Origin of the sequence: Streptomyces sp. NPDC058001 (assembly GCF_042886315.1) — a bacterium.
Taxonomy (GTDB): domain Bacteria; phylum Actinomycetota; class Actinomycetes; order Streptomycetales; family Streptomycetaceae; genus Streptomyces.
In genome coordinates this window covers 193,208-214,638 of sequence record NZ_JBHVQT010000003.1, presented here as the reverse complement: position 1 = coordinate 214,638, position 21,431 = coordinate 193,208, and the positions used below count along the sequence as shown (strand labels likewise).

The window sequence follows — 21,431 nt, the reverse complement described above, 5'->3', positions numbered from 1 at the left end:
GCCGACACTCCCCCTCCCGACGCCGTTCCGGTTCCGGTTCCGGGGACCCTCCCCCCTCCTGTCACCGGCGCGTGGCAGGAGGGGGACCCCCGGGGTGACCGCCGGTGGGCGGTGCTGGAGAAGCCGCTGGCCCTGGCGGCGGGCGGCGAACTGCCGGGAGTCCGGCTGGCGTACGAGACCTGGGGGCGGCTCGCGCCCGACGCGTCGAACGCGGTCCTGGTCCTGCACGCGCTGACCGGTGACAGCCATGTCGTCGGCCCGTCGGGTCCCGGGCATCCCACGCCCGGCTGGTGGGACGGGCTGATCGGTCCCGGTCGGCCGCTCGACACGGACCGCTGGTTCGTCGTCGCCCCGAATGTGCTGGGTGGCTGCCAGGGCAGCACGGGTCCGTCGTCGGTACGGGACGACGGGACCCGGTGGGGCGCGGCATTCCCGTTCCTCACGCAGCGCGACCAGGTCGCCGCCGAGGCCCAGCTCGCCGACGCTCTCGGAATCGGCCGGTGGGCGCTGGTGATCGGCGGCTCGATGGGCGGGATGCGGGCCCTGGAGTGGGCGGTGACCTATCCGGGGCGTACCGGATCGCTGCTTCTGCTGGCGTGCCCGGCGGCGGCGAGCGCGGAACAGATCGCCTGGGCCACCGTCCAACTACACGCCATCCGCACCGATCCGCACTGGCACGACGGCGACTATCACGGTGCCGGGGCGGGCGGAGGTCCGCACGCGGGTCTGGGTCTGGCGCGTCGGCTGGCCCATGTGACGTATCGCAGTGAGTCCGAACTCCGGGCGCGGTTCGGCCGGTTGGCGCAGGGGGCCGAGGAGCCGTGGCGGGGTGGCCGGTACCGTGTGGAGTCGTATCTCGACCATCACGCGGCGAAGCTGGTGCGCCGCTTCGACGCCGGTAGTTATGTCGTCCTGACCGAGGCGATGAACAGCCATGACATCGGCCGCGACCGGGGTGGAGTCGCGGCGGCCCTGCGCCGGGTGCGGGCCCGCACCTTGGTCGCCGGGGTGGACTCGGACCGGCTCTACCCCCTGGCCCAACAGGAGGAACTGGCGGCCGACATCCCCGGCGCCGACCGGGTCCGCGTCATCGAATCCCCGTACGGACACGACGGCTTCCTGATCGAGACGGACCAAGTCGCCGCACTCGTACGGGAGTTGCTGGGCCCGTCGTAGGGACGTGGGCAGCACCAGGTGGGTCGGGTTCGATCACGGCGAGTTTGGTTCCGCCGGGCCCGCGACCGGGTGGGGGCGGTACGCGGCCTCCAGGCGCTTTCCCTGCTCCTCCGTGAGCGTGACGTCGACTGCCGCCAGTGCGTCCTGAAGGTGCGTCAGCTTCGTGGCGCCGACGATGGGCGCGCTGACGCCCGGCTTGCCGAGGAGCCAGGCGAGCGCCACCTGGGCCGGGGGCAGGCCGAGTTCGGCGGCGACGGTCCTGAGGGTGTCGACGATGTCGAAGTCGTCGTCGGTGTAGAGCTGGTCGGCGAGCGGGTCCGTGCCGCCGCGCGAGGTGGTGCGCGCCCCGCCCCTCTCGCGTCCCCCGGCGAGCAGCCCGCGGGCGAGCGGGCTGTACGGCAGGACGCCCACGCCCTGGTCCAGGCAGAACGGGATCATCTCGCGCTCTTCCTCGCGGTAGACGAGGTTGTAGTGGTTCTGCATCGACACGAAACGGGTGCTTCCGGCGAGCGCGGCGGTGTACTGGGCCTTGGCGAACTGCCAGGCGTACATGCTGGACGCGCCGATGTAGCGCACCTTCCCGGCCAGGACGACGCTGTCGAGCGCCGCCATCGTCTCCTCGATCGGTGTGCCGTAGTCCCAGCGGTGGATCTGGTACAGGTCGATGTGGTCGGTGCCGAGCCGTCGCAGCGACGCGTCGACCGAGGCGAGGATGTGTTTGCGGGACAGGCCGCGGTCGCCCGGCCGGTCGCTCATCGGGTAGTAGACCTTGGTCGCGAGGACGTACGCGTCGCGGTCGCCGAAGCACTCGGCGAGCAGGCGGCCCGTGACCTCTTCGGAGGCGCCCCGGTCGTACATGTCGGCCGTGTCGAAGAGGGTCACGCCCGCGTCCACGGCGTGCCGGACGATCGGCCGGGCCTCGTCGGCGGTGAGGTGCCAGGCGCGGCGCGAGCGGTCGCCGTAGCTCATCATGCCGAGGCCGACGCGGGAGACGGTCAGTCCGGACGTGCCCAGGCGGGTGTAGTGCATACCGGGTTTCCGTTCAGCTCTGCGGGACGGTGGTGAGGAACAGGGGGGTGACGGAGAGGTCCAGGTGCGCGGAGACTCCGTCGTGGTGCGTCGGCAGGTGGGTGCCGAAGGCGTCGACGACCTGCGCGGTGGGGTGGGGCCAGGGCCAGTCGACGCGGGTCGGGGGTGCGTCCTCGCCGGTGAAGACATCGCCATCGGCCCACAGGATGTGCAGCGGGGGGCGGTGGTTGCGCACCACCTCGAAGGCGAACACCCCCGGCCCTTCACCGTCGCCATCGCCATCGCCGTCTTGGTCTCGGTCGTGGTCGTGGTCGAGGCGGCGTACGGACGTGGTGCCCTCCAGGTGGTCCGCGAGCAGTGCGAAGGTCTCGGCGGCCGGACGGCGGCCGGTCAGGGCCCGGCCCTCGTAGTCCATGAGGGCGAGTTTGCCGAACAGGAATCCCATCAGGTTGAGCGGGTCGCCATAGCCGGGGATCTCCGGGGCGAGGTTCCAGCAGGCCGTCCTGGTGACGCCTGACGCGAGGGCGAGGACATTGCGGGTGACGAGCTGGCGGCGGTTGATGCGGTCCCGCTTCGCGGCCAGCTCGGGCGGGCAGTTCTCCAGGAACATCCGGAGCTGGGGCGGGAGTTGGGCCTCCCGTGCATAGAGTGCCCGCATCGTCAGACGGTCCGGCGACTCGGGGGCTCCCGATTCAGTGCCGGCATCCGCGAGGGCGCCCCCGAACGCGGCCGTCATCGTCGCCTCGAACTCCCCCTGCGCCTCCGGGAATTCGAAGAGGGTCGGGCCGTTGTACTCGCCCGCCACCACCGGCCGTTCGTACCCGTGGCGGCGCATCATCGCGCGGACGGACTCCACCTGATCCGGGACGGAGTGGGGATCGCCGTAGAGATGGACGGAGAAGAGGTCGAAGGAGTCCCGTCCCTCGGCGACGACCTGGTCGAAGAACTGGCGGGCCAGGCCGGCGTCCGGGCTCGCCAGCACGTCGTAGCCGCAGCCTCCGAGCACGACCGCCGTGTCCGGGTCGGCGGTGCGTACTGCGGCGGCGAAGGCGGTGAGTTGGTCGACGTACTCGCGGGCGGTGCCCGCCCAGAGCATCCCGGTGTTGCTGGGCTCGTTGTTGCACTGCCAGTACTCCACACGCCCCCGGCAGCGGGTCACCAACTCCCCTACGAATCGGGCGTACCGCTCCGTGTCCTTCGCCGGTGACGACGGGAGGAAGTCCGTCGGGTGCCGGGTGGCCCACGGAGAGCTGGAGCAGACGGTCACCCAGGTCTCGGCGGCCGGGTCGAGCTGTCCGAGGATCGCGTCGACCACCGTCCAGGAGAGCGCGCCGCCGCCTCTGATCTGGACCCAGTCCCCGCCCCGGCGGCGGCAGAGCCCCTTGGAGCGGGACGACATCGTGCGGGCCGCGGTCGCGGTCGCGGACGAGGGGGGCGCGGACGCGCTCACCATGGCGGCGGTCGCGCGGCGCCTCGGCCCGTACACACCGATGGCGCTCTACCGCTACGTACTCAGCAAGGACGGTCTCCTCGACCTGATGCTGGATCACGTCACGGGTGAGATTCCGCTGCCTCAGGAGCCGAGCGGTGACTGGCGCGGCGACCTCCGCCGGGTCGCCATCGACAGCTGGGCCATGGTCAAGCGCCACCTCTGGTACGCCCAACTCGTGCCGACCCGGCCGCCGTTGGGCCCGCACATGATGCGCCGCACCGAGTTCCTGTTGCAGATCCTCGTCCGTCAGGGGACGACGGTCGGCGACGCCATGACGTACGTGGCCCTACTCGACCGGCACATCTTCGGCAGCGCCCAACAGGAGGCCGAGGAACTCGCCATGCGGCGCCGCCACGGTCTGCACACCCCGCGGCAGCTCGCGGCGGCGATCGCGACGGCGCGGGAGCTGGCGGCGGCCGACGGACGCCATCCGGTGCTGACCGCGTGGATGACATCACCGTCGGGACCGGACATGGACGACCAGTTCGCGCTGAGCCTGACCTTCCTGATCGACGGCATCGCGACCCGGCTGCCGGACCGGGACGGCACGTCACACGGCACTTCAGCGGGGGCGGCCAAGCGCCGGGCGTCGTCCCGGAAGACGGTCTGAAGGCCGGGACCGGACTCGACGGCGGACGAGGTGCTTCACACCGCGTCAAAATGGGCGCTGCGGCAACGTCGGCGGGCGTCGATGCGCCGCGCGAGGACGGGGAGCATCGGGACCACCGCCGCGAACACCAGGCCGCCGGCCACGGGGCCGACCCACCGTGCCGAGTCCCCGGCAACCACGTGCGCCGCCATGCCCAGCAGCCCCATTCCCACGACCAGCGCCGTGGCCCCGGTGATCGCGGCGGTGATGCCGAGTACTCGGGGCTGCCGGTCCGGGGTGAGCAACGCGAGCGACTCGACGACCTGCGGCGCGCTGTAGCCGTACTGGCTTCGGTAGCGGACCTCCTCGCGGCAGATCGCCAGACGGGCGACGACGGGGTGGCCGGGCGTGGTGCCCCGTGGCACAGTGCGCGTCCAGCCGCTGCTGCCAGTGACGGTGACGGACCACGCGTCAGCGCTGATCGCCCCGTGCCGCCCGCCGTCCAGCAGGCCGCGCTGCGCCGCCGGCTGCCCGACGAGCGTTCCGCCGCCTGACCGGAACGGCCCAACGGGGCTACGCGGGCGTCCCGTACACGCTGAAGCCGGAGAGCTGCCCGGCGGGCCAGCCGGTGTTGGCGGTGAAGTGGACGCGGACGTAGCGGGCGGTCGCGGCGGGGAAGGTGACCGTGGCCGTGTTGCCGGTGGCCGGATCGAAGGTGCGCCCCTCGGATCCGGCCAAGGTGGTGAAGTCCGTTCCGTTGACGCTGCCTTGGACGGAGAGGGTCTGAACGCGCCTTGCCCAGGCCGGATTCGGCGGCAGCGTGAGCACCACCCTCTGCACGGACCGCGCGGCGCCGAGATCGATCTGAATCCACTGCGGGAAGGCGTTGTTGACGCTCTCCCAGTACGTGGCGGGGTCACCGTCCACGGCATTGGCCGGCCCGTACACCTGGGTCTGGCCGCTTGCCGTCGCCGGGCGGCGCAGCGCCAGGTCACCGGTGGGCGCCGGGCCGCCGCCGGGGTACGGGACGGTGGGGCGGACCGCGGTCAGGGCGAGTTGGCCCTTGAGCATCCGGCCGCCGTCCGCGGTGAGGCGCAGATAGTAGTCGGACGAGCAGGCCGTGCCGTCCTCGTCGAGCGCGCGGATACCGGAACCCGCCGGGACGGACGCCGCCGTCTCGGCGGTCTTGGCGATCTGGTTGCCCTCGTTGAACTCGTCGAACATCGAGATGTAGAAGCCCTGCACCCCGATTCCGACGAGGTTGTAGAACTGACGCCACATCAGATCACCGTGGGCCCGGTGACCGGACTGGAGGTCGCCGGGGATGACACACGGCTGGTAGTCGATGCCGTGGGCCGCGCAGTCGGCGAGGTCGGGGGTGTTGAGGTCCCGCAGGAACCGGTCGGCGCCCGCGACGTCGCTGATCCGGCCGACCATCCAGGGCGAGATCATGTCGAACGAGTGGTACACGTCCAGGAACCCGGGACGCGAGTCCTCGGTGCCGGTGCGCCAGTGCGTCGGCACTCCCCCGATGACGTAACAGCCCTGGGCCTTGAACCAGTCGACCACGTCCTTGCAGGGCGCGGGCGCGAAGGGCCGGCCGGGGTCGCTGAAGCCGAACCCCCAGACGCAGACCACAGGTTTGCCGTTCTGACGGGCGTACGCGGCCGAGGCCGTGTGCGCCTTCATCTTCGTCGTCCAGTCGTCCTTGATCTGACTCTGCATCGACGTCCAGTTGGTGACGTCGTACATGATGTAGAACTTGCGGCCGTACGCCTCGGCCGACTGGCGCACCTTCTGCGCCATCCCGTCCCGGGTCGGGCCCTCGCCGCCGTACGGGTTGAAGCGCTGGAGGGCCGCGCTGTCGCAGCCGTTGTCGCGCATCCAGCGGAAGTGTGTGTCGACCGTCTGCTGGTCCCAGGAGGAGAACAGGGTGGCGGGGGCGCCGTTGCCGAGATTCTGATAGGCGGTCTGGTAGCCGCGGGTGAAGTCACCCATGTCCGGCCAGGAGACGAGGGTGGTGTTGGACGGGGACGGCGGCTGCGACGCGTTGCTGCTGTAGTGCCACCAGCTGTTGATGGGGGCGCCGTCGCCGATGCAGGCGAACCAGCCCTGGTAGCCGACCGTGATCTTGCCGACCACATCGCCGGGAGGTGACGCGGCGGGGGCCGGGGCGGGGGCGGCCATCGCCGTGGAGGCAAGGCCCGCCGTGGCCGTACCGGCGAGCGCGGAGAGGATCACGGACCGTCGAGAGATGCTCACGGGTTCCTCGCATGGGGGGTCGAGGGGTGCACGGAGAGGTGCGGTGCGTGTGAGCGCCAACCTATGAACATGTCGGTGCACAGACAAGATGAGTGCACGCAAATTCTCGACAGAGAGCCACAAAGACGCGACAGTCAGGTCCCGTTGGGCCCCGGGTCGCGGTCCGGGTCCAGCTTCGGGTTCGGGTTCGGGTTCGGGTTCGGGTTCGGCCAGGCGTCCCGCGCGACCACGTCAAGGATCAGCGCCGCGATGTTCCAGGCGTCGTCCTCGCCGCTGTGGTGGCGTCCCTCCAGCGGCAGCCCGGCGACCGTCAGGGCCTGCGCCATCCCGGGGCGTTTGGTCAGCGCATGGGCCTCGGTGAAGACCCGTTTGGCATTGGTGTGCCGGTGACCGAAGGGGTACGGCACACCGGTGGCACGGCACTGACGGGTGAACTGGTTGCGGTCGTAGTCGCCCCAACTGGCCCACGGGCGCGCACCGGACCGGTGGGTGACGGCCAACTCACGGCAGGCGGCGGCGAAGTCGACACCGGTGTCCACCTCGGCCTGTGTCAGACCGGTGAGTTCGGTGCAGAACGCGCTCACCTCGGAGCGGTGGGGGCGGACCAGGATGCGGTGCCGTTCGACGCGTTCGCGCGCGGCGATGTCCACGACCGTCAGGCCGATCTCGATGATCTCGCTCACCTGACCGGGCGGCGGCTGCCGGTCCCAGCAGGTGGCCTCGATGTCGACGACGTTCAGCAGGTTCGCGACGCCATCGGTGTACGTACTGTCCATGCCGGCGAGCGTAGAGAGCCGGTGCCGCTCCGGTCATCCGAGTTTCCCCACGCCACCGGCACCTCAGAAGCGTCAACTACCCTGCGCCCGAGTCGACTTCACGCGTACGGCTGTGCCGTGCGCGATCACTGCTCGCGCAGGCCCCACGGGGAGCCGTACTCGGTCAGCAGGTCCAGGAACGGGCGGGCCGGAAACGCCTCGGGGCCGAGGATCCCGGCGCCGGACCAGGCGCCCGAGGCGAGCAGTTCGAGGGCGACGACCGGGTTGACGGCGGTCTGCCAGACGACGGCCTGGCTGCCGTACTCGCGCATGGACCACTGGTTGTCCACCACGTGGTAGAGGTACACCTCACGCGGGCGGCCGTCCTTGGTGCCCTTGACCCAGGTGCCCGCGCAGGTCTTGCCGTGCATACGGTCGCCGAGGGTCGCCGGGTCCGGCAGACAGGCCGCGACCACGTCACGCGGTGAGACCCGGACCGGGCCCGAACCGTCCGCCGCCGCGACGGACACCGGCTCCGTGCGGTCCAGGCCCACCAGGTGCAGGGTGCGCAGGGTGCGGATGAAGTCCTCGCCGAGGCCGTACTTGAAGGTGACCCGGCGGGCGTCCACCCAGCGGGGCACGAGGAGCACCTCCTCGTGCTCGACGTTGACGCACTCGACGGGGCCGATACCTTCGGGGAAGTCGAAGACCTCGGGCTCGCTGAACGGTTCGGTGGTGTACCAGCCGCGCTCCGCCTCGTACACGACGGGCGGGTTGAGGCACTCCTCGATGGTGGTCCAGATGCTGAACGACGGCGCGAAGTCGTAGCCGTCGACCGTGAGGTTCGCGCCGTCGCGGATGCCGATCTCCTCGATCTCGTCGAAGAGTTCGTCGGCGGCGTGCCGGGCGAACACATCCGACAGGCCCGGTTCCACACCCATGCCGACGAGGGCGATCTTCCCGGCCTTCTCCCAGTCGGCGGCGCGCTCGAACTGGGCGTCGCCGAGCTTGACCCCGCACTCCTCGTAGGGGCGCTCCGGATGCGGGCGGGACAGGGACATCGCCATGTCGAGGTAGTGCGCGTCCGCGGCGAGGGCCGCCTGGAACAGCGGCATCACGAAGCGCGGGTCGGTCGCGTTGACGAGGACATCGCAACGCTCCCGGCGCAGCAGATCCGTGACCGCCGACTCGTCGCTCGCGTCGATCCGTTCGGCGTGGAAACGGGCGCCGGTGCCGTCCGCCGTGAGGGCCGCGACGGCCGCTTCGGCCCGGGAGAGGTCGTAGTCGGCGACGACCATGTGGTCGAAGAAGGGGCGGCGGGCGGCGATACGGGTGAGGGCGGTGCCGACACCGCCGGCGCCCACGAGCAGAACACGCATGGCGGAACTCCGTTCTCCGGGATCTGTCGGTTGTCCCGTTCCCCCGATCCAACGGGTGCGCGGCGGTTCACGTCAATGGTGTTGGCATAAGCTCACCGGGAAGCGCGGGGGCGGAGGGAGTGTGGGGTCATGGCCAAGCCGGTGGTGCCGGAGGAGGGGCGACGGCGACGGCGCCCGACGAAGCAGGGCGCCGTCCTGTCGGAGCGGCTGATCGTGGACACCGCGCTGCGGATGCTGCGGGAACACGGCGGAGCGGGTCTGACGGTACGTCGTCTCGGTGCCGCCCTGGGCGCGGATCCGAGCACGCTGTACCGGTACTTCCGTGGCATCGACGACCTGACGCTGGCGATCGGGGACGTCCTGGTCGGGCGGGCCATGGCGGGCTGGGAGGGCACCGGTGACTGGCGGGCCGATCTGCGGGAGCTGGGATTGCGGATCCACGCCGCGTATCTGGGGCACCCGCAGGCGGCGGTGCTCACGGCGAGCCGGGTGAGCGGCAGGGCGCACGAGGTGGCGGCCGACGAGACGATCCTCGGGGTGCTGCGCACGGCCGGGTTCCCGGACGCCGAGGCGGTGCGGATCTATCACGCGTTCATCGACCAGAGCCTGGCCTTCGCGGCGTTGGACGCGGCGTCGCTGGCACTGCCGGGCGCCGCACGGACGGCGGACCAGGAGGTGTGGCAGGCGACCTACGCGCGGTTGCCCGCCACGACACATCCGCACATCGCGGCCACGGCGCCGCTGCTGGTGGCCCGAATGAACGACAGCGCGTATCCGACGGCGCTGGAGATGCTGCTGGACAGCGCGGGGGCGCGACTGGCCACATCGCATCACCTTACGTAGTCGAAAATGCACGGAGAGGAAGTCCGTGTAAGGCTGATCCCGTCCACCCCCCACAGTGCGAGGAGCCCCGTCATGGGTATCAAGGACCAGTTCAACGAGAAGGCCGAGCAGATGAAGGACAAGGCGCAGAAGGCCATGGGCGACGCCAAGGAGCGCGGCCAGCAGGAGGCCCAAGAGCACGGCCACCGGCCCCAGGACCGTGACCAGAACCGGGACCAGAACCGGGACCAGGTCCGTGACCAGGCCCAGCGTGCCCGGGAGCAGGGTCAGGACATCAGGGACGACAGGGACGAGCGCTCGGAGCGCTGACCAGGTCGTCACGCCCAAGGGGCGCGCCCACAAGGGTGCGCCCCTTTGGCGTGCGTCCTTTGGCGTGCTTCCGTTCGCGTGCGTCCGTTGGCGTGAGGCAAGCCCCGTCCCCACGAGTGGACGATCCTCGACTGATTCAGTGCCGGACCAGGCAGAACGGGTGACCGGCCGGGTCCGCGTAGATGCGCCAACTCCGGGCTCCCGAACCGGCGTCCAGCACGGTCGCGCCGAGTTCCTGGACCTCGCGGTGCGCGACGTCCAGGTCCGGGACGGCGAAGTCGAAGTGGAACTGCTGGGGGCGCTCCGGGTCCGGCCACCGCGGCGACCGGTAGTCCGCCACCCGCTGGAACGCGAGCACGAGCCCGGACGACGTGTGCAGTGTCGACCAGCCCTCACTCAACGCCCAGCGACGGTCCGGACGGTCGATGTACCCGCCGAGGAGGGACCGGTAGAACGAGGCGAGCGTCCCGGGATCGGGACAGTCGAGGACGACACACTGCAAGTCGGCGATCATGCGCTGAGCATAAGGTGCTACGACTTTCGGGCCACCCCGCCGAACATGGCCACTTCGGCCGGCTCGTCGGCACCGGTGCCCGCCGGGCGCCAGCGTGAGCAGGAGACCAGGCCGGGGTCGAGGAGATCGAGTCCGTCGAAGAAGCGGACGACGGCTTCCGGGGTGCGCTGCTTCAGCTTGGGGGTGCCGTGCTCGTTCCAGAACGCCACCGCCGCGTCCACGTCGGGCATGGCCGGGCTGGTGATGGTGTGCGAGAGCACCAGGTGGCTGCCGGAGGGGAGCCGTTCCATGAGGTCGCGCACGATGCCGTACGCCTCGTCGTCGTCGCCGACGAAGATGACGACCCCGAGCAGCATGAGGGCGACGGGCTCGCTCAAGTCCAGTGTCTTGGCGGCGTGTTCGAGGATCGCGTCGATGTCGCGCAGGTCGGCGTCAAGGTAGTCGGTGCGGCCTTCGGGGCTGCTGGTGAGCAGGGCGCGGGCGTGCGCGAGGACCAGCGGGTCGTTGTCGACGTAGACGACGCGGGACTCGGGGGCGATGCGCTGGGCGACCTCGTGGGTGTTGTCGGCGGTCGGCAGTCCGGTGCCGATGTCGAGGAACTGCCGGATGCCGGCGTCGGCGACGAGGTGGCGCACGGCGCGACCGAGGAAGAGTCGGTCCTCGCGCGCGTAGTCGCCGATGCCCGGGTGCAGTTGACGGATCTGGTCGCCGGCCGCGCGGTCGACGTCGTAGTTGTCCTTGCCGCCCAGCCAGTAGTTCCAGATACGGGCCGTGTGCGGCTGTGTCGTGTTGATGCGGGCACGCATCGGATCGGCCAGGGGGTCCGCGCCTGCCGAGGTGTCGGTCACGGTCGGTCTCCTCGGCTCGGGGCTGCGGTCAACCCGCAATGTAGCCAACCGAGTTGTGCCGGCGCATCATCGGGGCGCCCGAGATTGCGGAGAACGTCGGCGGGGCGGTGGTGGAGAGCCGCCTGCCGCTCCACCACCGCCCCACCGACGGCTTCGTCACCGCCCCACCGACAGCTTCGTCACCGCCTCACCGACGGCGGTGTCCGCCCGGTCAGTCGACGCCCCGGTCCGACATCAGGACGGGAGTGCCGTACCGGGGCCGGCCCGCGTCCTTGTTCCGGTCGAACACACCGGCCAGCGCCAGCAGGGCGGCGATCCCGGCGACGACCGCGGCCAGGGCCGCTCCCGTCGCCACGCCACCCGGCGCGAGGGTGTACTCCAGCGCGTCCCCGACGGCCCGCGCCCGGCCCCCGGTGGGCACCAGTCGGGCGGCGGCCAGGGCGCCGCTCGCCACGACCGCGACGACCACCGCGATCGCCGTACCGCGCCCGAACAGCGGCACGACGAGTGCCGCGACGAGACACAGGACGGCGGCGGCGAGCAGGGCGCCGTACACATACGCGGGCGCCCCATGGCCGTACAGCGGCAGGTTGGCGACGCCGCACGCGAGGAACGCGACGGCCGCCAACCACCGCAGCCACAGCGGGAGACCGCCGGTGCGGCCCGACGGCCGCCGGACGGAGACCGGCCGGATCGATGTCACCAGGGGTGCGATCGCGACGGTGGACTGCCGCGCGGATCGCTTCTCGGCGTCGTCCCCTGCGGAGGACGGCCCGTCCGACCACGGTGCGTCCGGTGACAGTGAGGCGTCCGGTGGCGGTGGGGCGGAAGCCGCCTTCTCGTTCCCCAACCGGCCGATGAGTTCGGCGAGTTCCTCGACGGTGCGGCTGGCGGCGGCGGAGCGGACGGCTTCGTCGGCGACGCGCGGATCGTGCGGCGGCCGGTGCAGCAGCGTCATCAGACGGCTGACGTCGTCGACGGTCCGCTGCTCGGTCGCCGTGCGGATCGCCGCGTCCGCGGTGTCGGGGGAATGCGGTGGACGGCTCAGCGAGTCCACCATCCGGGTGACGTCGTCCACGGGACGTTCCACGGCGGCGGCCCTGACGGCCTCCGCCGCGATGCGCGCGTGCTCCGGCGACTCCTCCAGAAGGGTGATGAGCCTCAGAACCTCGTCGAGCGATCTGGCGACGACGACGGTTCGGGTCAGCCGGTCCGCGGGGTCTGGACCGGCGTCCGGACCGAGGTCTGGACCGGGGCCGGGGTCGGGGCCGGATATGTCCTCGTCGGGCCGGTCGGCGTCCTCGGGGGACGCCTGGGGCTCGGTGCGGGGTGGGTTGCCGGCGTTGACGGAAAACGAATCTGTCGGCATACGGCGCCTCATACTCCAGAGTCATGAATCTGTGGGATGCAGATCACCCGACGCGAATGCGTCGTTACCTAGAGCATTCGTAACCGCTGCCCGCGCGCCTCGCCACCGGGCCCGACGCGCACCCGCCCGCGCCAAACGGCTCACGGTCAGCGGCTCGGGCTCCGGCTCGGGCTCGGACTCGGGCTCGCGATCAGCAACGCCACGTCGTCATGGTCGTCGGCCCCGCGCAGCACCCGCAGCAGGCGCTCGCAAAGGTCCTCCAGGGACGGCTCCGGTGTGCTCAGCAGCCGCAACAGCGCGTCGAGGCGGGTGTCGATGTCGATCAGACGGCTCTCGACGAGCCCGTCGGTGTAGAGGACGAGCCGGTCGCCGGGCGCCAAGTTGACGGTGACCGAGCGGAAGGGCACTCCGCCGACGCCCAGGGGCGCGCCCCGGGGCAGGTCGAGCAGCCAGGGCGCGCCGCCGTCCGGGACGAGGACCGGCGGCAGGTGCCCGGCGTTGGCGAGGCAGCACTCCGCACGGACCGGGTCGTACACGGCGTAGAGGCAGGTGGCGAGGTTGGGTTCCAGGTCGTTGGTGATCTCGTCGAGGTGGTGCAGGACCTCGGCCGGGTCGAGGGCGAGCCGGGTCAGGGTCTGCGTCGCCGTGCGGAGCCGGCCCATGGTGGCCGCCGCGTTGATACCGCTGCCCATGACGTCACCGACGACGAGCGCGGTCCTGCCGTCGCGGAGGTGGATGACGTCGAACCAGTCGCCACCGACCTCGCTGGCCGCGCCGGCCGGCTGGTAGCGCGAGGCGATGTCGAGTCCGGCGCGACTGACCGGCGGCTCGGGGAGCATGCTGCGCTGGAGGGTGAGGGCGATGTCGTGCTGCTGCCGGTACCAGCGGGCGTTGTCGATGCAGACGGCGGCGCGGGCGGCCAGTTCGCAGGCCAGGAGGATGTCGTCCTCGCCGAACGGCAGTGCGGTGTGGGCGCGTTTGAGGTCGAGGGCGCCGAGCACCTCGCCGCGCGCGATCAGCGGGACGGCCAGATACGAGTGGACGCCGGCCCGCGCGAGGAGGGCGGCGGCCTCCGCGTCGCGGGCGATGTACGGCAGATCGTGTGCGGCGACCCGGGCGAGGTGGACGGGTCTGCCGGTCGTGACACAGCGCGTGACGAGCCGGTCGGCGCCGTACCGCGCGGGTTCCCCCGGCGGGTCGGCGGCATGGAGCGCGAGCGTCGGATGGGCGCTGGCGACGGCGAGCGCGCGGAACATCGCGGTGCCGTCGGTGAGGGTACGGCCGGGCCGCTCGCGCAGGACGCTTTCGAGGAGGTCGACGGCGGCCACGTCGGCGAGTTCGGGCACGGCGACGGCGGCGAGTTCCCGCGCGGTCTGTTCCAGGTCGAGGGTGGTGCCGATGCGTACCGACGCGTCGGCGACGAGCGCGAGCCGGTGCCGGGCGCGTTCGGTCTCCAGGGCGGCGCGGTGCCGGTCGGTGATGTCGATGACCGAGACGGCGAGGCCGAGGATCCGGCCTCCCGCCGCCTCCAGCCGGTACAGGGACAGCGACCAGGCGTGGTCGGCGGTGAGGTCGGCGGGGGTGCGGCCGACGACCTCGTGGTCCAGGACGGGTTCGCCGGTGTCCAGGACCTGCCGCATCAGCCCTTCCAGAATCTCGGCGCCCACGGACGGCAGGATCTCGCCGAGCCGGCGGCCGATGCACGCATCGGCGCTGACACCGTTGACGCGTTCCAGGCCCGGGTTGACGGCCATGTATCGCAGATCGGTGTCCATGACGGCGACCCCGATCGGGGACTGTTCCACCAGGCGCACGGACAGGGCCAGGTCGCGTTCGACCTGCCGCAGCATCTCCTGATCGGTGACGAGTCCGAGGGCGTAGACGTCGCCGAGGTCGTCGAAGAGCCGTACGTTGCGGAACTCCAGGAGCCGGGACTCGCCGTTCTTGTGCCGCACGGGGAAGACCCCCGACCAGCTCTCACCGGTCCGCATGACCTCGTCGAACAGGTTCAGTACGCGTGCCAGGTGTTCCTCGGCGACGAACAGGCGGGCCGCGTACTGGCCCAGGGCCTCGGCGGTGCTGTACTCGAAGAGCTGTTCGGCCTGGGGGCTCCACAGGACGATGCGGCCCTCGGCGTCCAGGACGACGGCGGCGACCCCCAGCATGTCGAGGAGCCCGCCCGTGGTGACAGCGCCGACCTCCCCGTCCGTGTCGGTCCGGGGCCCGCTCCGGTACGCGTCGCTCTCGCCCATCGTCGCCGATCCTCCACCACCGCCTCGACACGGGGCCACCCCAGTCTGCCCCGGAGCGCTCCGGATGGCGCCCCCATGCTCTCGCGAGCGCCCCCCGACGACGGTACGGGGCGGCGTCCGCCACCCGATCGGCGCGGGCGTGAGGAGTGAGCCCCTGAGGACGGGTACACGGCAGTCATGGACGCCACCGCATGGCTCACGCTGGCCGCGGTCGCCGCGCTGCTCATGGCGGTGATCGCCGCGATTCTGCTGGTCCGGGTGATACGGGCCCGAAAGCTGCTGGTCGACGCCGGTGTCCCGGTGCGGGACAAGGCCCTGTTCTGGTGTGCGGTGCTCTACACGCTGTCACCGGTGGATCTGCTGCCCGACCCGGTGTACCTGGACGACATCGGGTTCCTGCTGCTCGCCCTGCGGACGCTGCACTCGGCGGCGGCGAAGAGCGGGGTGGGTGCGGGGCGCGGGAGGGGCCTGAAGCGCGAGGTGGAGGCGCGGGACTGAAGGGCGCGCCCCCTGCGTGACTCCGATCGTGCGCGTGGTGCCGCTCCCGCCGGGGTGGGACGGGAGCGGCACCACGGTGACGCGGGTGCGGCCGGTACGGGCCGCGGGTACCGATGTCAGCCGTTTCCGGCGTTGATCAGTGGTTCTTGCAGAAGTTGCCCCCGGCGTGGTTCAGCGCACCGATGAAGGAGACGCTGTTCCCGCAGACATTGAGCTGGTTGTGCACGGGGATCTGGACGACATTGCCGGAGAGAAAACCCGGCGAACCGATCGCGGCACCTTCGGCACCGGCGTCGGCGACTGCGGCACCGGCGCCGCCGATGACGGCTCCGACGGCCAGGAAAGCCGCGACGACAGCAGTACGAACAACCATTTCTAACTCCCATCGGGAAGGGCGTGTGACCCACCCATCCGACGACATGTTTGTCCGACAACCCGCCGATTCGTCCGGTCGACGGCGCGTCGCGCCGGGACCCCGCGCACACGGCCGCACACGACCCCCACACGCGACCACACGCGACCGCACACGGCCGCTACAGCATGGCGCCGCCGTGCATCCGGTAGTGCTCGATCGTCTTCGTACGGGCCGTCTCCAGACGGTGCGCGAGGATCTCCGCGATGGTCCGCAGCAGCACGAGCCCGAGGGCCGGTTCGTCGTCGCAGAGCCGGCGCACGGCCGGTGCGTCGAACTCGTACGCGCGGACCGGGCTGAACGCCTCGGCGCCGAAGTTCCACCGGTGCGGCGGGAACAGCCAGGCCCAGCCGAGGAGATCGCCGGGGTGCAGGATGTCCACGGCGACGCGCCGCCGCTCCGGGAGACTCAGATCGAGGCTGACGGCTCCGGAGCGGATCACCCAGAGCCGGTCGGCGGGGCCGCCCTCCTCGAAGATCCGGGTGTCCTGCGCGAAGGAGACCTCCTGGGCGAGGGACATCAGGCGATGGCGGTGGTCGGGGGGCAGCGCCGTCAGCAGTCGTGTCGCTTGCGTCATCCGGAACCTCCTCGCCGGCGGTCCCTCACCTGCGGAAGGTGCCCCAAAGGGGTGCGGCCCGGCACATCCACCCTGCGCCGGGCGATGCCCCTCGCGCAATACGGGACCGGAAATCCGTTCCACGACCGGTGTGTCAGAGCAGGCGCCACAGGTGGTCGGCGGTCCCGTTGTCGTCGAACTGCACGACCTGCGCGCTGTTCGCCGTGGACATCCCGTCGACGCCGAGGACCTTGCCGCTGTGCCGGTTGCGGATCCGGTACCAGCCGTCACCGTCGGCGAGGAGCTGCCAGAGGTGGTCGGCGGTGCCGTTGTCCTCGTACTGCACGACACGGGCGCTGTTGGCCGTGGACATGCCGTCGACGCCGAGGACCTTGCCGCTGTGGCCGTTGCGGATGAGGTACCAGTCGTCGCCGCGCGGGACGAGCTGCCAGGCGTGGTCGCCGGTGCCCGTGTTGTCGAACTGGACGACACGGGCGCTGTTGGCGGTGGACATGCCGTCCACCGCGAGGACCTTGCCGCTGTGCCGGTTCTGGACGCGCCGGAAGGCAGGTTCCTCGGTCCACGGTGTGCCGTCGGGTGTCGCGGTGGGGAAGGCCGTGACGCGCAGCCGGGCGGCGCCCATCGGGACGAGGGTGACTCGTTCGACGGGTGCGGTGCTGCGGGCGGGGCTCGGTTGCAGCGGGGCGACCACGTGCTCGTCGTCGGCGATCCACTCGGCGACACGGCGGGCGTCGGCGGTGATCCTTACGGGGACGGTGTCGTGGGTGAAGGGGTTGTCCGATACGGGTCCCTTCGCGCGCGTGAGGCGCAGCGGGGCGTCCGGGACGAGGCCGTAGTTCCAGGGTGTGGTGGCGTGCACCTCGTACTCGGGGAAGGTGTCGGTGCCCGCGTACCGGACGTACTCCTCGCCGATCCTGAGCGAGTAGGTCAGCGGGCCGTGCTGGACGCTGACGGCTCCGCCGTGGTCGGGCCAGTCACGCAGGGCGGTGCGCTGGGGCAGCCGCAGGGTGACCTTGTCGCCGGCCGACCAGGTGCGCTCGACCCGGACGAAGGCGGGGCCGGAACGGGCGCTCACCGGGCGGCCGTTGACGGTCACGGAGGGGTCCTCGCACCAGCCGGGGACACGCAGCAGCAGGGGGAAGGACGCCCGGCGGCGCGGTGACACGGTGAGGGTGACCGTCTCGGTGAACGGGTAGCCGGTGTCCTCGCGGACGGTCACTTCCACGCCCCCGGCGACCCGCGCGGTGACCTCGCTCGGGGCGTACAGGGTCGCCGCAAGGCCGCCGTCCGGGGTGGCGAGCCACATCTCCTCGGCGAAGCCGGGCCAGCCCATGCCGTAGTTGTGCGGGCAACAGCGGTACTGGTCGACACCGGGCTGGAACGCCTGCATGGCGAAACCGTTCTGGAACTGCCCTTGTGTCTTACGGGTGTTGTCCAGGTCGACGCTGTTGGCGCTGGTGATGTAGTGCACGGCCTTGCCCTCGGGGTCCAGGGACGCCGGCAGCATGTTGAAGGCCAGGTCCTCACAGCGGTCGGCCCACACCGGGTCGCCGGTGATCCGGGTGAGGAGTTCGTGGCTGGCCATGAACTCGATGATGCCGCAGGTCTCGAAGCCCTGACGGGGGTCGCCGAATCCGGGACGGTAGTTCTCGTCACCCGCGATGCCGCCGCCAGGGAACTGCCCGTACGCGTCGAGCATGTCCGCGTATCCCCGGTAGGTGGCGCGGGTCAGGTCGGCGGAGCCGGTGACGCGCGCGTACTGGGCGGGTTCCCGGAAGCCCTGGGCGATGTTCACGTTGTGCGGCGTCGGGCTCGGTCCGGTCCAGTCGGCGCCGTGGGTGTGCATGGTCGTGGCCAGGTCGAGCAGGAAGGTGTCGCCGGTGCGTTCGTACAGCCACAGGGCGATGTCGAGGCCGTCGCCCCAGCGGTAGGAGACCCAACTGCTGTCGAAGGCGCCGGGGCCCTGTGCGTTCATGAACCGCAGGAACCGGGTGAGGAACGGCACCACGCGCGCGTCCCGTGTGTACTCCTCATGCGTGCGCAGCGCCATCAGCAGGGGCAGGAACGGCCAGAAGTCGGGTCCGCCCTTGAGCGACGTACGCAACTCGCGAGGGCCGAAGAAGCCGTCCGGCTGCTGGGTGGCGAGGATCGCGTCGATCCAGGTGCGGGCACGGCGCAGGGCGCGGGCGTCACGGGTGGCGACGGCGAGCGGGACATAGCCGCGCAGCCAGTACGGGACCTCTTCCCAGCCCCGGTTGTCCGGATGGACCCAGCCCGTGGTGGCGAAGTCGAGGAAGTGCGAGCGCTCTTCGTAACGCCCGCACAGGCCGTCGAGCTGAAGCCGGAGCTGCCCGGCGAGCCACCCGCGCGGCCGGACACTACCCGACGGCAGCTTACGGAACGCCTCCGGAACGAGGCCCCGGCGGCCGACCGGACCTGAAGCCGCCGACACGGTCGGGGCGAACGATCCGGCAAGGGTCGTGGCACCGGCGGCCAGAGCTCCGGTACGCAGAAGACGACGTCGATCGATGGGCATGCGGATGTGCTCCTGCCTGTCGCGGTGAGGACGGTGACGAGACGGGTGACGTGCCGCTGGTACGACGGGTACGACGCGCTTGTACAACGTTGTAAGGACTGCCGATTCCGCATGACATCACGGGCTCGGAGGGAGTGTCCAGGTCCATGACAACAACTGGTGCGCAGGGACGACTGTGGCCCTGGTGTCCGCCGGGGTGACAGGGGACGGGCACCAGGGCCACAGGACATGCCGGGGTCGGGGGCACTCAGTCGCGCACGGGGGTCAGCCGGTGTAGGGCGCGAAGATCTTCGAGAACTCGTAGGGGGTCTGGGGGATGTTGGTGCACATGTACAGGGCGCCCGTGCAGGCGTTGCGGTCGCGGGTGGCCTCCCAGAACGCCAGCTCGCCCAGGTGTTTGCCCTGTGCGAAGGTCACCAGTTGGCGGGCGTCGGCCTGGTCGTAGACGCGTCCGTCGTCGTTCTTGCCGAGCATCGGTGTGACGCCGACCATCGCCCAGACCTGGGCGTCGGTCTTCGCCGGATAGAGGGACTTGAGCTGGGTGAACGTGCTCTGGGCCGCCTGTATCGCGGCGTCGCCGTAGTCGACGTCGCGGTAGTAGTCCATCGCCATGACGTTGACGACGTCAAGGTTCACGCCCGCGTCGCGCGCCGAGCTGACCACGGACAGGCCGTCGGCGGTCAGTCCCTCGGGCAGGACCGGGAGTGTGAGCGAGATCCGCAGGTTCGGGTGGGCCTGCTGGAGCCGCGCGAGCGCCTGGGAGCGGCGGTTCACGGACACCGGGTCGGCGGTGGCGGAGCCTTCGATGTCGAAGTCGGCGTACGTGAGGTCGTACGCGGTGACGACGGCATCGTACTCGGCGTACAGCGCGTCTACCGAGGAGCACGCCTGGGCGAGTTCGATACCACTGGCGCCGCCGAAGGAGATCTTGACGTCACCGCCTCCGGCGCGGATCGCGTCGACCTGGTCCCTGGCCCAACCGGCGCGCGGGTCATAGGCGTTGAACCACATGGCCTTGCAGGCCGACGCGGTGACGAAGGCCATGGTGAAACTCTTCAGGCCGCTCGCCGACGCCATCGCGGGCATGCTGGGCGTCGGCCAGGCGCCCATGTCGACGTAGGGAGCGGTACGTACGGTCCCGGTCGGCGGGTTGCCGCCCCCGCCGGTCGTCGTTCCGCTGACCGCGGCGCTGTAGGCGGAGGTGTTGCCGGCGGCGTCCTTGGCGCGGACGCGGAAGCCGTAACTCGTCGATGCCTGGAGGCCGTTGGCCGTGTACGAGGTGCCGGTCACGGTGACCGGAGTGCCGCCGTCGCGGGAAATCTCGTACCCCGCGACGGAGCCCGAGTCGTCGGTGGACGCCGTCCAGCGCACGGTCAGGGATGAGCCGGTCGCCGAGCCGACGGTGACGCCGGACGGGACGGTCGGCGCGGTGGTGTCGCCGCCGCCGGGACCTCCGGCGCAGGGGGCGCCGTTGAGGGTGCAGTTCGCCGGGGTTCCGGTCCCGGCCGACACCCAGCCGAAGGTCGCCGACGCGCCGGGCGCCAACGACCCGTTGTACTCACGGTTCTTGAAGGTGTAGCGGCTGCCGCTCTGGGTGAGCAGCGCGTCCCAGTACGTGCCGACGGTGGTGCCCGACGGCAGGTCGAACTCGACGGTCCAGCCGCTCAGCGCGGACGTACCGCTGTTGGTGACGGTGTACGCGCCCTGGTAGCCGGCGTCCCAGGCCGACGTCTTCGCGAAGACGGCCGTGGGTGCCGCGGCGACCGCGGGCGGTGCCAGGAGCAGGGTGAGTGCTCCGGCGAGTGTGACGACCAGCGCCAGTGTTCTTCGCATTGCTGCCTCCACCGGGTGGGAACGAACATGCGCGGGACGAACGGGCCGAACCGGTGGCACACTTGGTCTATACCAACGGGGCCTGGGATGTACGTACCGGTCGGAGAACGGGCCGTCAAGACGTCGCGGGGAACCGAGCGGGCCCCGGGGAACGGCCGGGGCGGCCCCTTCGTTCAAGTCATCGGAGGGGCCGGAGAGGCCAGAGGGACCGACGGCATCGGGGAGGAGCGTGCGGGACGACGTGAGGACACATGGGAAGAGTCGTGACGTCCCCTGGCCCGGCTCGCCGTGGGACGAGATCGCACCCCGGCTGTGGATGGGCGGCCACTTCTGGACCGATCCCGGGGGAGAGATACGGCCGGCCGTCGTGGACGGCGAGTTCGACCTGGTCGTCAGCCTGTTCACGCGTGCGGGCCACGGACCGGCCCCGGGGGTCGACCACCTGGTCGCGCAGATCCCGGACGCACCGCTCACGGCCCAGCAGATACGCACCGTCCAGCAGGTCGCCCGCACAGCGGCGGACGCCGTACGCGACGGGCGCGCGACGCTGGTCCGCTGCCACTACGGCTACAACCGCTCCGGCCTGGTCGTCGCACAGACCCTGGTCGAACTGGGCCAGGACACGGGCACCGCGATCAACCTGCTGCGCCTGCACCGCTCCCCACGCGCACTGAGCAACGAGACCTTCGAGCAGTACCTCGCCACGGGCCTCGACACAGCATGCCTACTGGCCGGCCTCGAACCGCTGGGGTGAGAAA

The 21,431-nt window shown here is 71.1% G+C and carries 20 protein-coding genes; 6 read left to right on the top strand and 14 right to left on the bottom strand.

Annotation, left to right across the window (positions count from 1 at the left end; genetic code table 11):
* Nucleotides 1-111 precede the first annotated feature (111 nt).
* Complete coding sequence (locus ACFVT5_RS07575) at nt 112-1,176, top strand: homoserine O-acetyltransferase (RefSeq protein ID WP_389882503.1); 1,065 nt, start codon at nt 112-114, stop codon at nt 1,174-1,176.
* A 33-nt stretch (nt 1,177-1,209) separates the two neighbouring features.
* Here the strand turns inward: ACFVT5_RS07575 and ACFVT5_RS07570 are convergent, their stop codons facing one another.
* Both ACFVT5_RS07570 and ACFVT5_RS07565 read right to left on the bottom strand, forming a co-directional pair.
* Nucleotides 1,210-2,205, bottom strand: a complete 996-nt coding sequence (locus tag ACFVT5_RS07570) for an aldo/keto reductase (RefSeq protein WP_389882501.1) — start codon at nt 2,203-2,205, stop codon at nt 1,210-1,212.
* Between the two features lie 13 nt (nt 2,206-2,218).
* Nucleotides 2,219-3,604 carry a hypothetical protein gene (locus ACFVT5_RS07565; protein WP_389882499.1) on the bottom strand — a complete coding sequence of 462 codons (1,386 nt, stop codon included), beginning with the start codon at nt 3,602-3,604 and terminating at the stop codon, nt 2,219-2,221.
* Between ACFVT5_RS07565 and ACFVT5_RS07560 the strand changes: the two genes are divergently transcribed.
* Nucleotides 3,588-4,307 (top strand): TetR/AcrR family transcriptional regulator, encoded by a 720-nt coding sequence (locus ACFVT5_RS07560; RefSeq protein WP_389882497.1) that lies wholly within the window; start codon nt 3,588-3,590, stop codon nt 4,305-4,307. The two genes, ACFVT5_RS07565 and ACFVT5_RS07560, sit on opposite strands and share 17 nt — an antisense overlap.
* A gap of 35 nt (nt 4,308-4,342) precedes the next feature.
* On the opposite strand, the gene ACFVT5_RS07555 is transcribed toward ACFVT5_RS07560, so the two are convergent.
* From ACFVT5_RS07555 to ACFVT5_RS07540, 4 genes are all read right to left on the bottom strand, one after another.
* Nucleotides 4,343-4,711 carry a hypothetical protein gene (locus ACFVT5_RS07555; protein ID WP_389882495.1) on the bottom strand — a complete coding sequence of 123 codons (369 nt, stop codon included), beginning with the start codon at nt 4,709-4,711 and terminating at the stop codon, nt 4,343-4,345.
* Between the two features lie 148 nt (nt 4,712-4,859).
* Nucleotides 4,860-6,548 (bottom strand): discoidin domain-containing protein, encoded by a 1,689-nt coding sequence (locus ACFVT5_RS07550; protein WP_389882493.1) that lies wholly within the window; start codon nt 6,546-6,548, stop codon nt 4,860-4,862.
* 134 nt (nt 6,549-6,682) lie between these two features.
* A complete protein-coding gene (locus tag ACFVT5_RS07545) occupies nt 6,683-7,324 on the bottom strand; it encodes an exonuclease domain-containing protein (RefSeq protein WP_389882491.1) in 642 nt (213 codons plus the stop codon).
* Nucleotides 7,325-7,449: 125 nt separating this feature from the next.
* Nucleotides 7,450-8,682, bottom strand: coding sequence for a saccharopine dehydrogenase family protein (locus ACFVT5_RS07540; protein WP_389882489.1), 1,233 nt, complete (start codon nt 8,680-8,682; stop codon nt 7,450-7,452).
* Nucleotides 8,683-8,811: 129 nt separating this feature from the next.
* Here ACFVT5_RS07540 and ACFVT5_RS07535 point away from each other — a divergent pair, with 129 nt between their 5' ends.
* Nucleotides 8,812-9,525, top strand: a complete 714-nt coding sequence (locus ACFVT5_RS07535; RefSeq protein ID WP_389882487.1) for a TetR/AcrR family transcriptional regulator — start codon at nt 8,812-8,814, stop codon at nt 9,523-9,525.
* A 72-nt stretch (nt 9,526-9,597) separates the two neighbouring features.
* Nucleotides 9,598-9,834 carry a hypothetical protein gene (locus ACFVT5_RS07530; RefSeq protein WP_389882485.1) on the top strand — a complete coding sequence of 79 codons (237 nt, stop codon included), beginning with the start codon at nt 9,598-9,600 and terminating at the stop codon, nt 9,832-9,834.
* 136 nt (nt 9,835-9,970) lie between these two features.
* On the opposite strand, the gene ACFVT5_RS07525 is transcribed toward ACFVT5_RS07530, so the two are convergent.
* The 4 genes from ACFVT5_RS07525 to ACFVT5_RS07510 all read right to left on the bottom strand — a co-directional run bounded on the left by ACFVT5_RS07525 (nt 9,971) and on the right by ACFVT5_RS07510 (nt 14,817).
* A complete protein-coding gene (locus ACFVT5_RS07525; RefSeq protein WP_389882483.1) occupies nt 9,971-10,348 on the bottom strand; it encodes a VOC family protein in 378 nt (125 codons plus the stop codon).
* 17 nt (nt 10,349-10,365) lie between these two features.
* Entirely contained in the window at nt 10,366-11,154 is a 789-nt protein-coding gene (locus tag ACFVT5_RS07520; protein WP_389883590.1) for an SAM-dependent methyltransferase, read from the bottom strand.
* Nucleotides 11,155-11,407: 253 nt separating this feature from the next.
* On the bottom strand, nt 11,408-12,565 hold the full coding sequence (locus ACFVT5_RS07515) for a hypothetical protein (protein WP_389882481.1): 1,158 nt from the start codon (nt 12,563-12,565) through the stop codon (nt 11,408-11,410).
* A gap of 146 nt (nt 12,566-12,711) precedes the next feature.
* Nucleotides 12,712-14,817 (bottom strand): SpoIIE family protein phosphatase, encoded by a 2,106-nt coding sequence (locus tag ACFVT5_RS07510; RefSeq protein WP_389882479.1) that lies wholly within the window; start codon nt 14,815-14,817, stop codon nt 12,712-12,714.
* A gap of 177 nt (nt 14,818-14,994) precedes the next feature.
* Between ACFVT5_RS07510 and ACFVT5_RS07505 the strand changes: the two genes are divergently transcribed.
* Nucleotides 14,995-15,315, top strand: a complete 321-nt coding sequence (locus tag ACFVT5_RS07505; RefSeq protein WP_389882477.1) for a YkvA family protein — start codon at nt 14,995-14,997, stop codon at nt 15,313-15,315.
* A gap of 136 nt (nt 15,316-15,451) precedes the next feature.
* Here the strand turns inward: ACFVT5_RS07505 and ACFVT5_RS07500 are convergent, their stop codons facing one another.
* The 4 genes from ACFVT5_RS07500 to ACFVT5_RS07485 form a co-directional block, all read right to left on the bottom strand.
* The gene (locus tag ACFVT5_RS07500) at nt 15,452-15,688 is read right to left on the bottom strand and encodes a chaplin (protein ID WP_389882475.1); all 237 of its coding nucleotides are present in this window, start codon (nt 15,686-15,688) and stop codon (nt 15,452-15,454) included.
* A gap of 160 nt (nt 15,689-15,848) precedes the next feature.
* Complete coding sequence (locus tag ACFVT5_RS07495) at nt 15,849-16,304, bottom strand: cyclic nucleotide-binding domain-containing protein (protein WP_389882473.1); 456 nt, start codon at nt 16,302-16,304, stop codon at nt 15,849-15,851.
* Nucleotides 16,305-16,437: 133 nt separating this feature from the next.
* A complete protein-coding gene (locus ACFVT5_RS07490; protein WP_389882471.1) occupies nt 16,438-18,840 on the bottom strand; it encodes an RICIN domain-containing protein in 2,403 nt (800 codons plus the stop codon).
* A gap of 264 nt (nt 18,841-19,104) precedes the next feature.
* Nucleotides 19,105-20,673, bottom strand: coding sequence for a cellulose binding domain-containing protein (locus tag ACFVT5_RS07485; protein ID WP_389882469.1), 1,569 nt, complete (start codon nt 20,671-20,673; stop codon nt 19,105-19,107).
* 241 nt (nt 20,674-20,914) lie between these two features.
* On the opposite strand from ACFVT5_RS07485, the gene ACFVT5_RS07480 reads away from it, so the two are divergent.
* Nucleotides 20,915-21,427, top strand: coding sequence for a protein phosphatase (locus ACFVT5_RS07480; protein ID WP_389882467.1), 513 nt, complete (start codon nt 20,915-20,917; stop codon nt 21,425-21,427).
* Nucleotides 21,428-21,431: the final 4 nt, after the last annotated feature.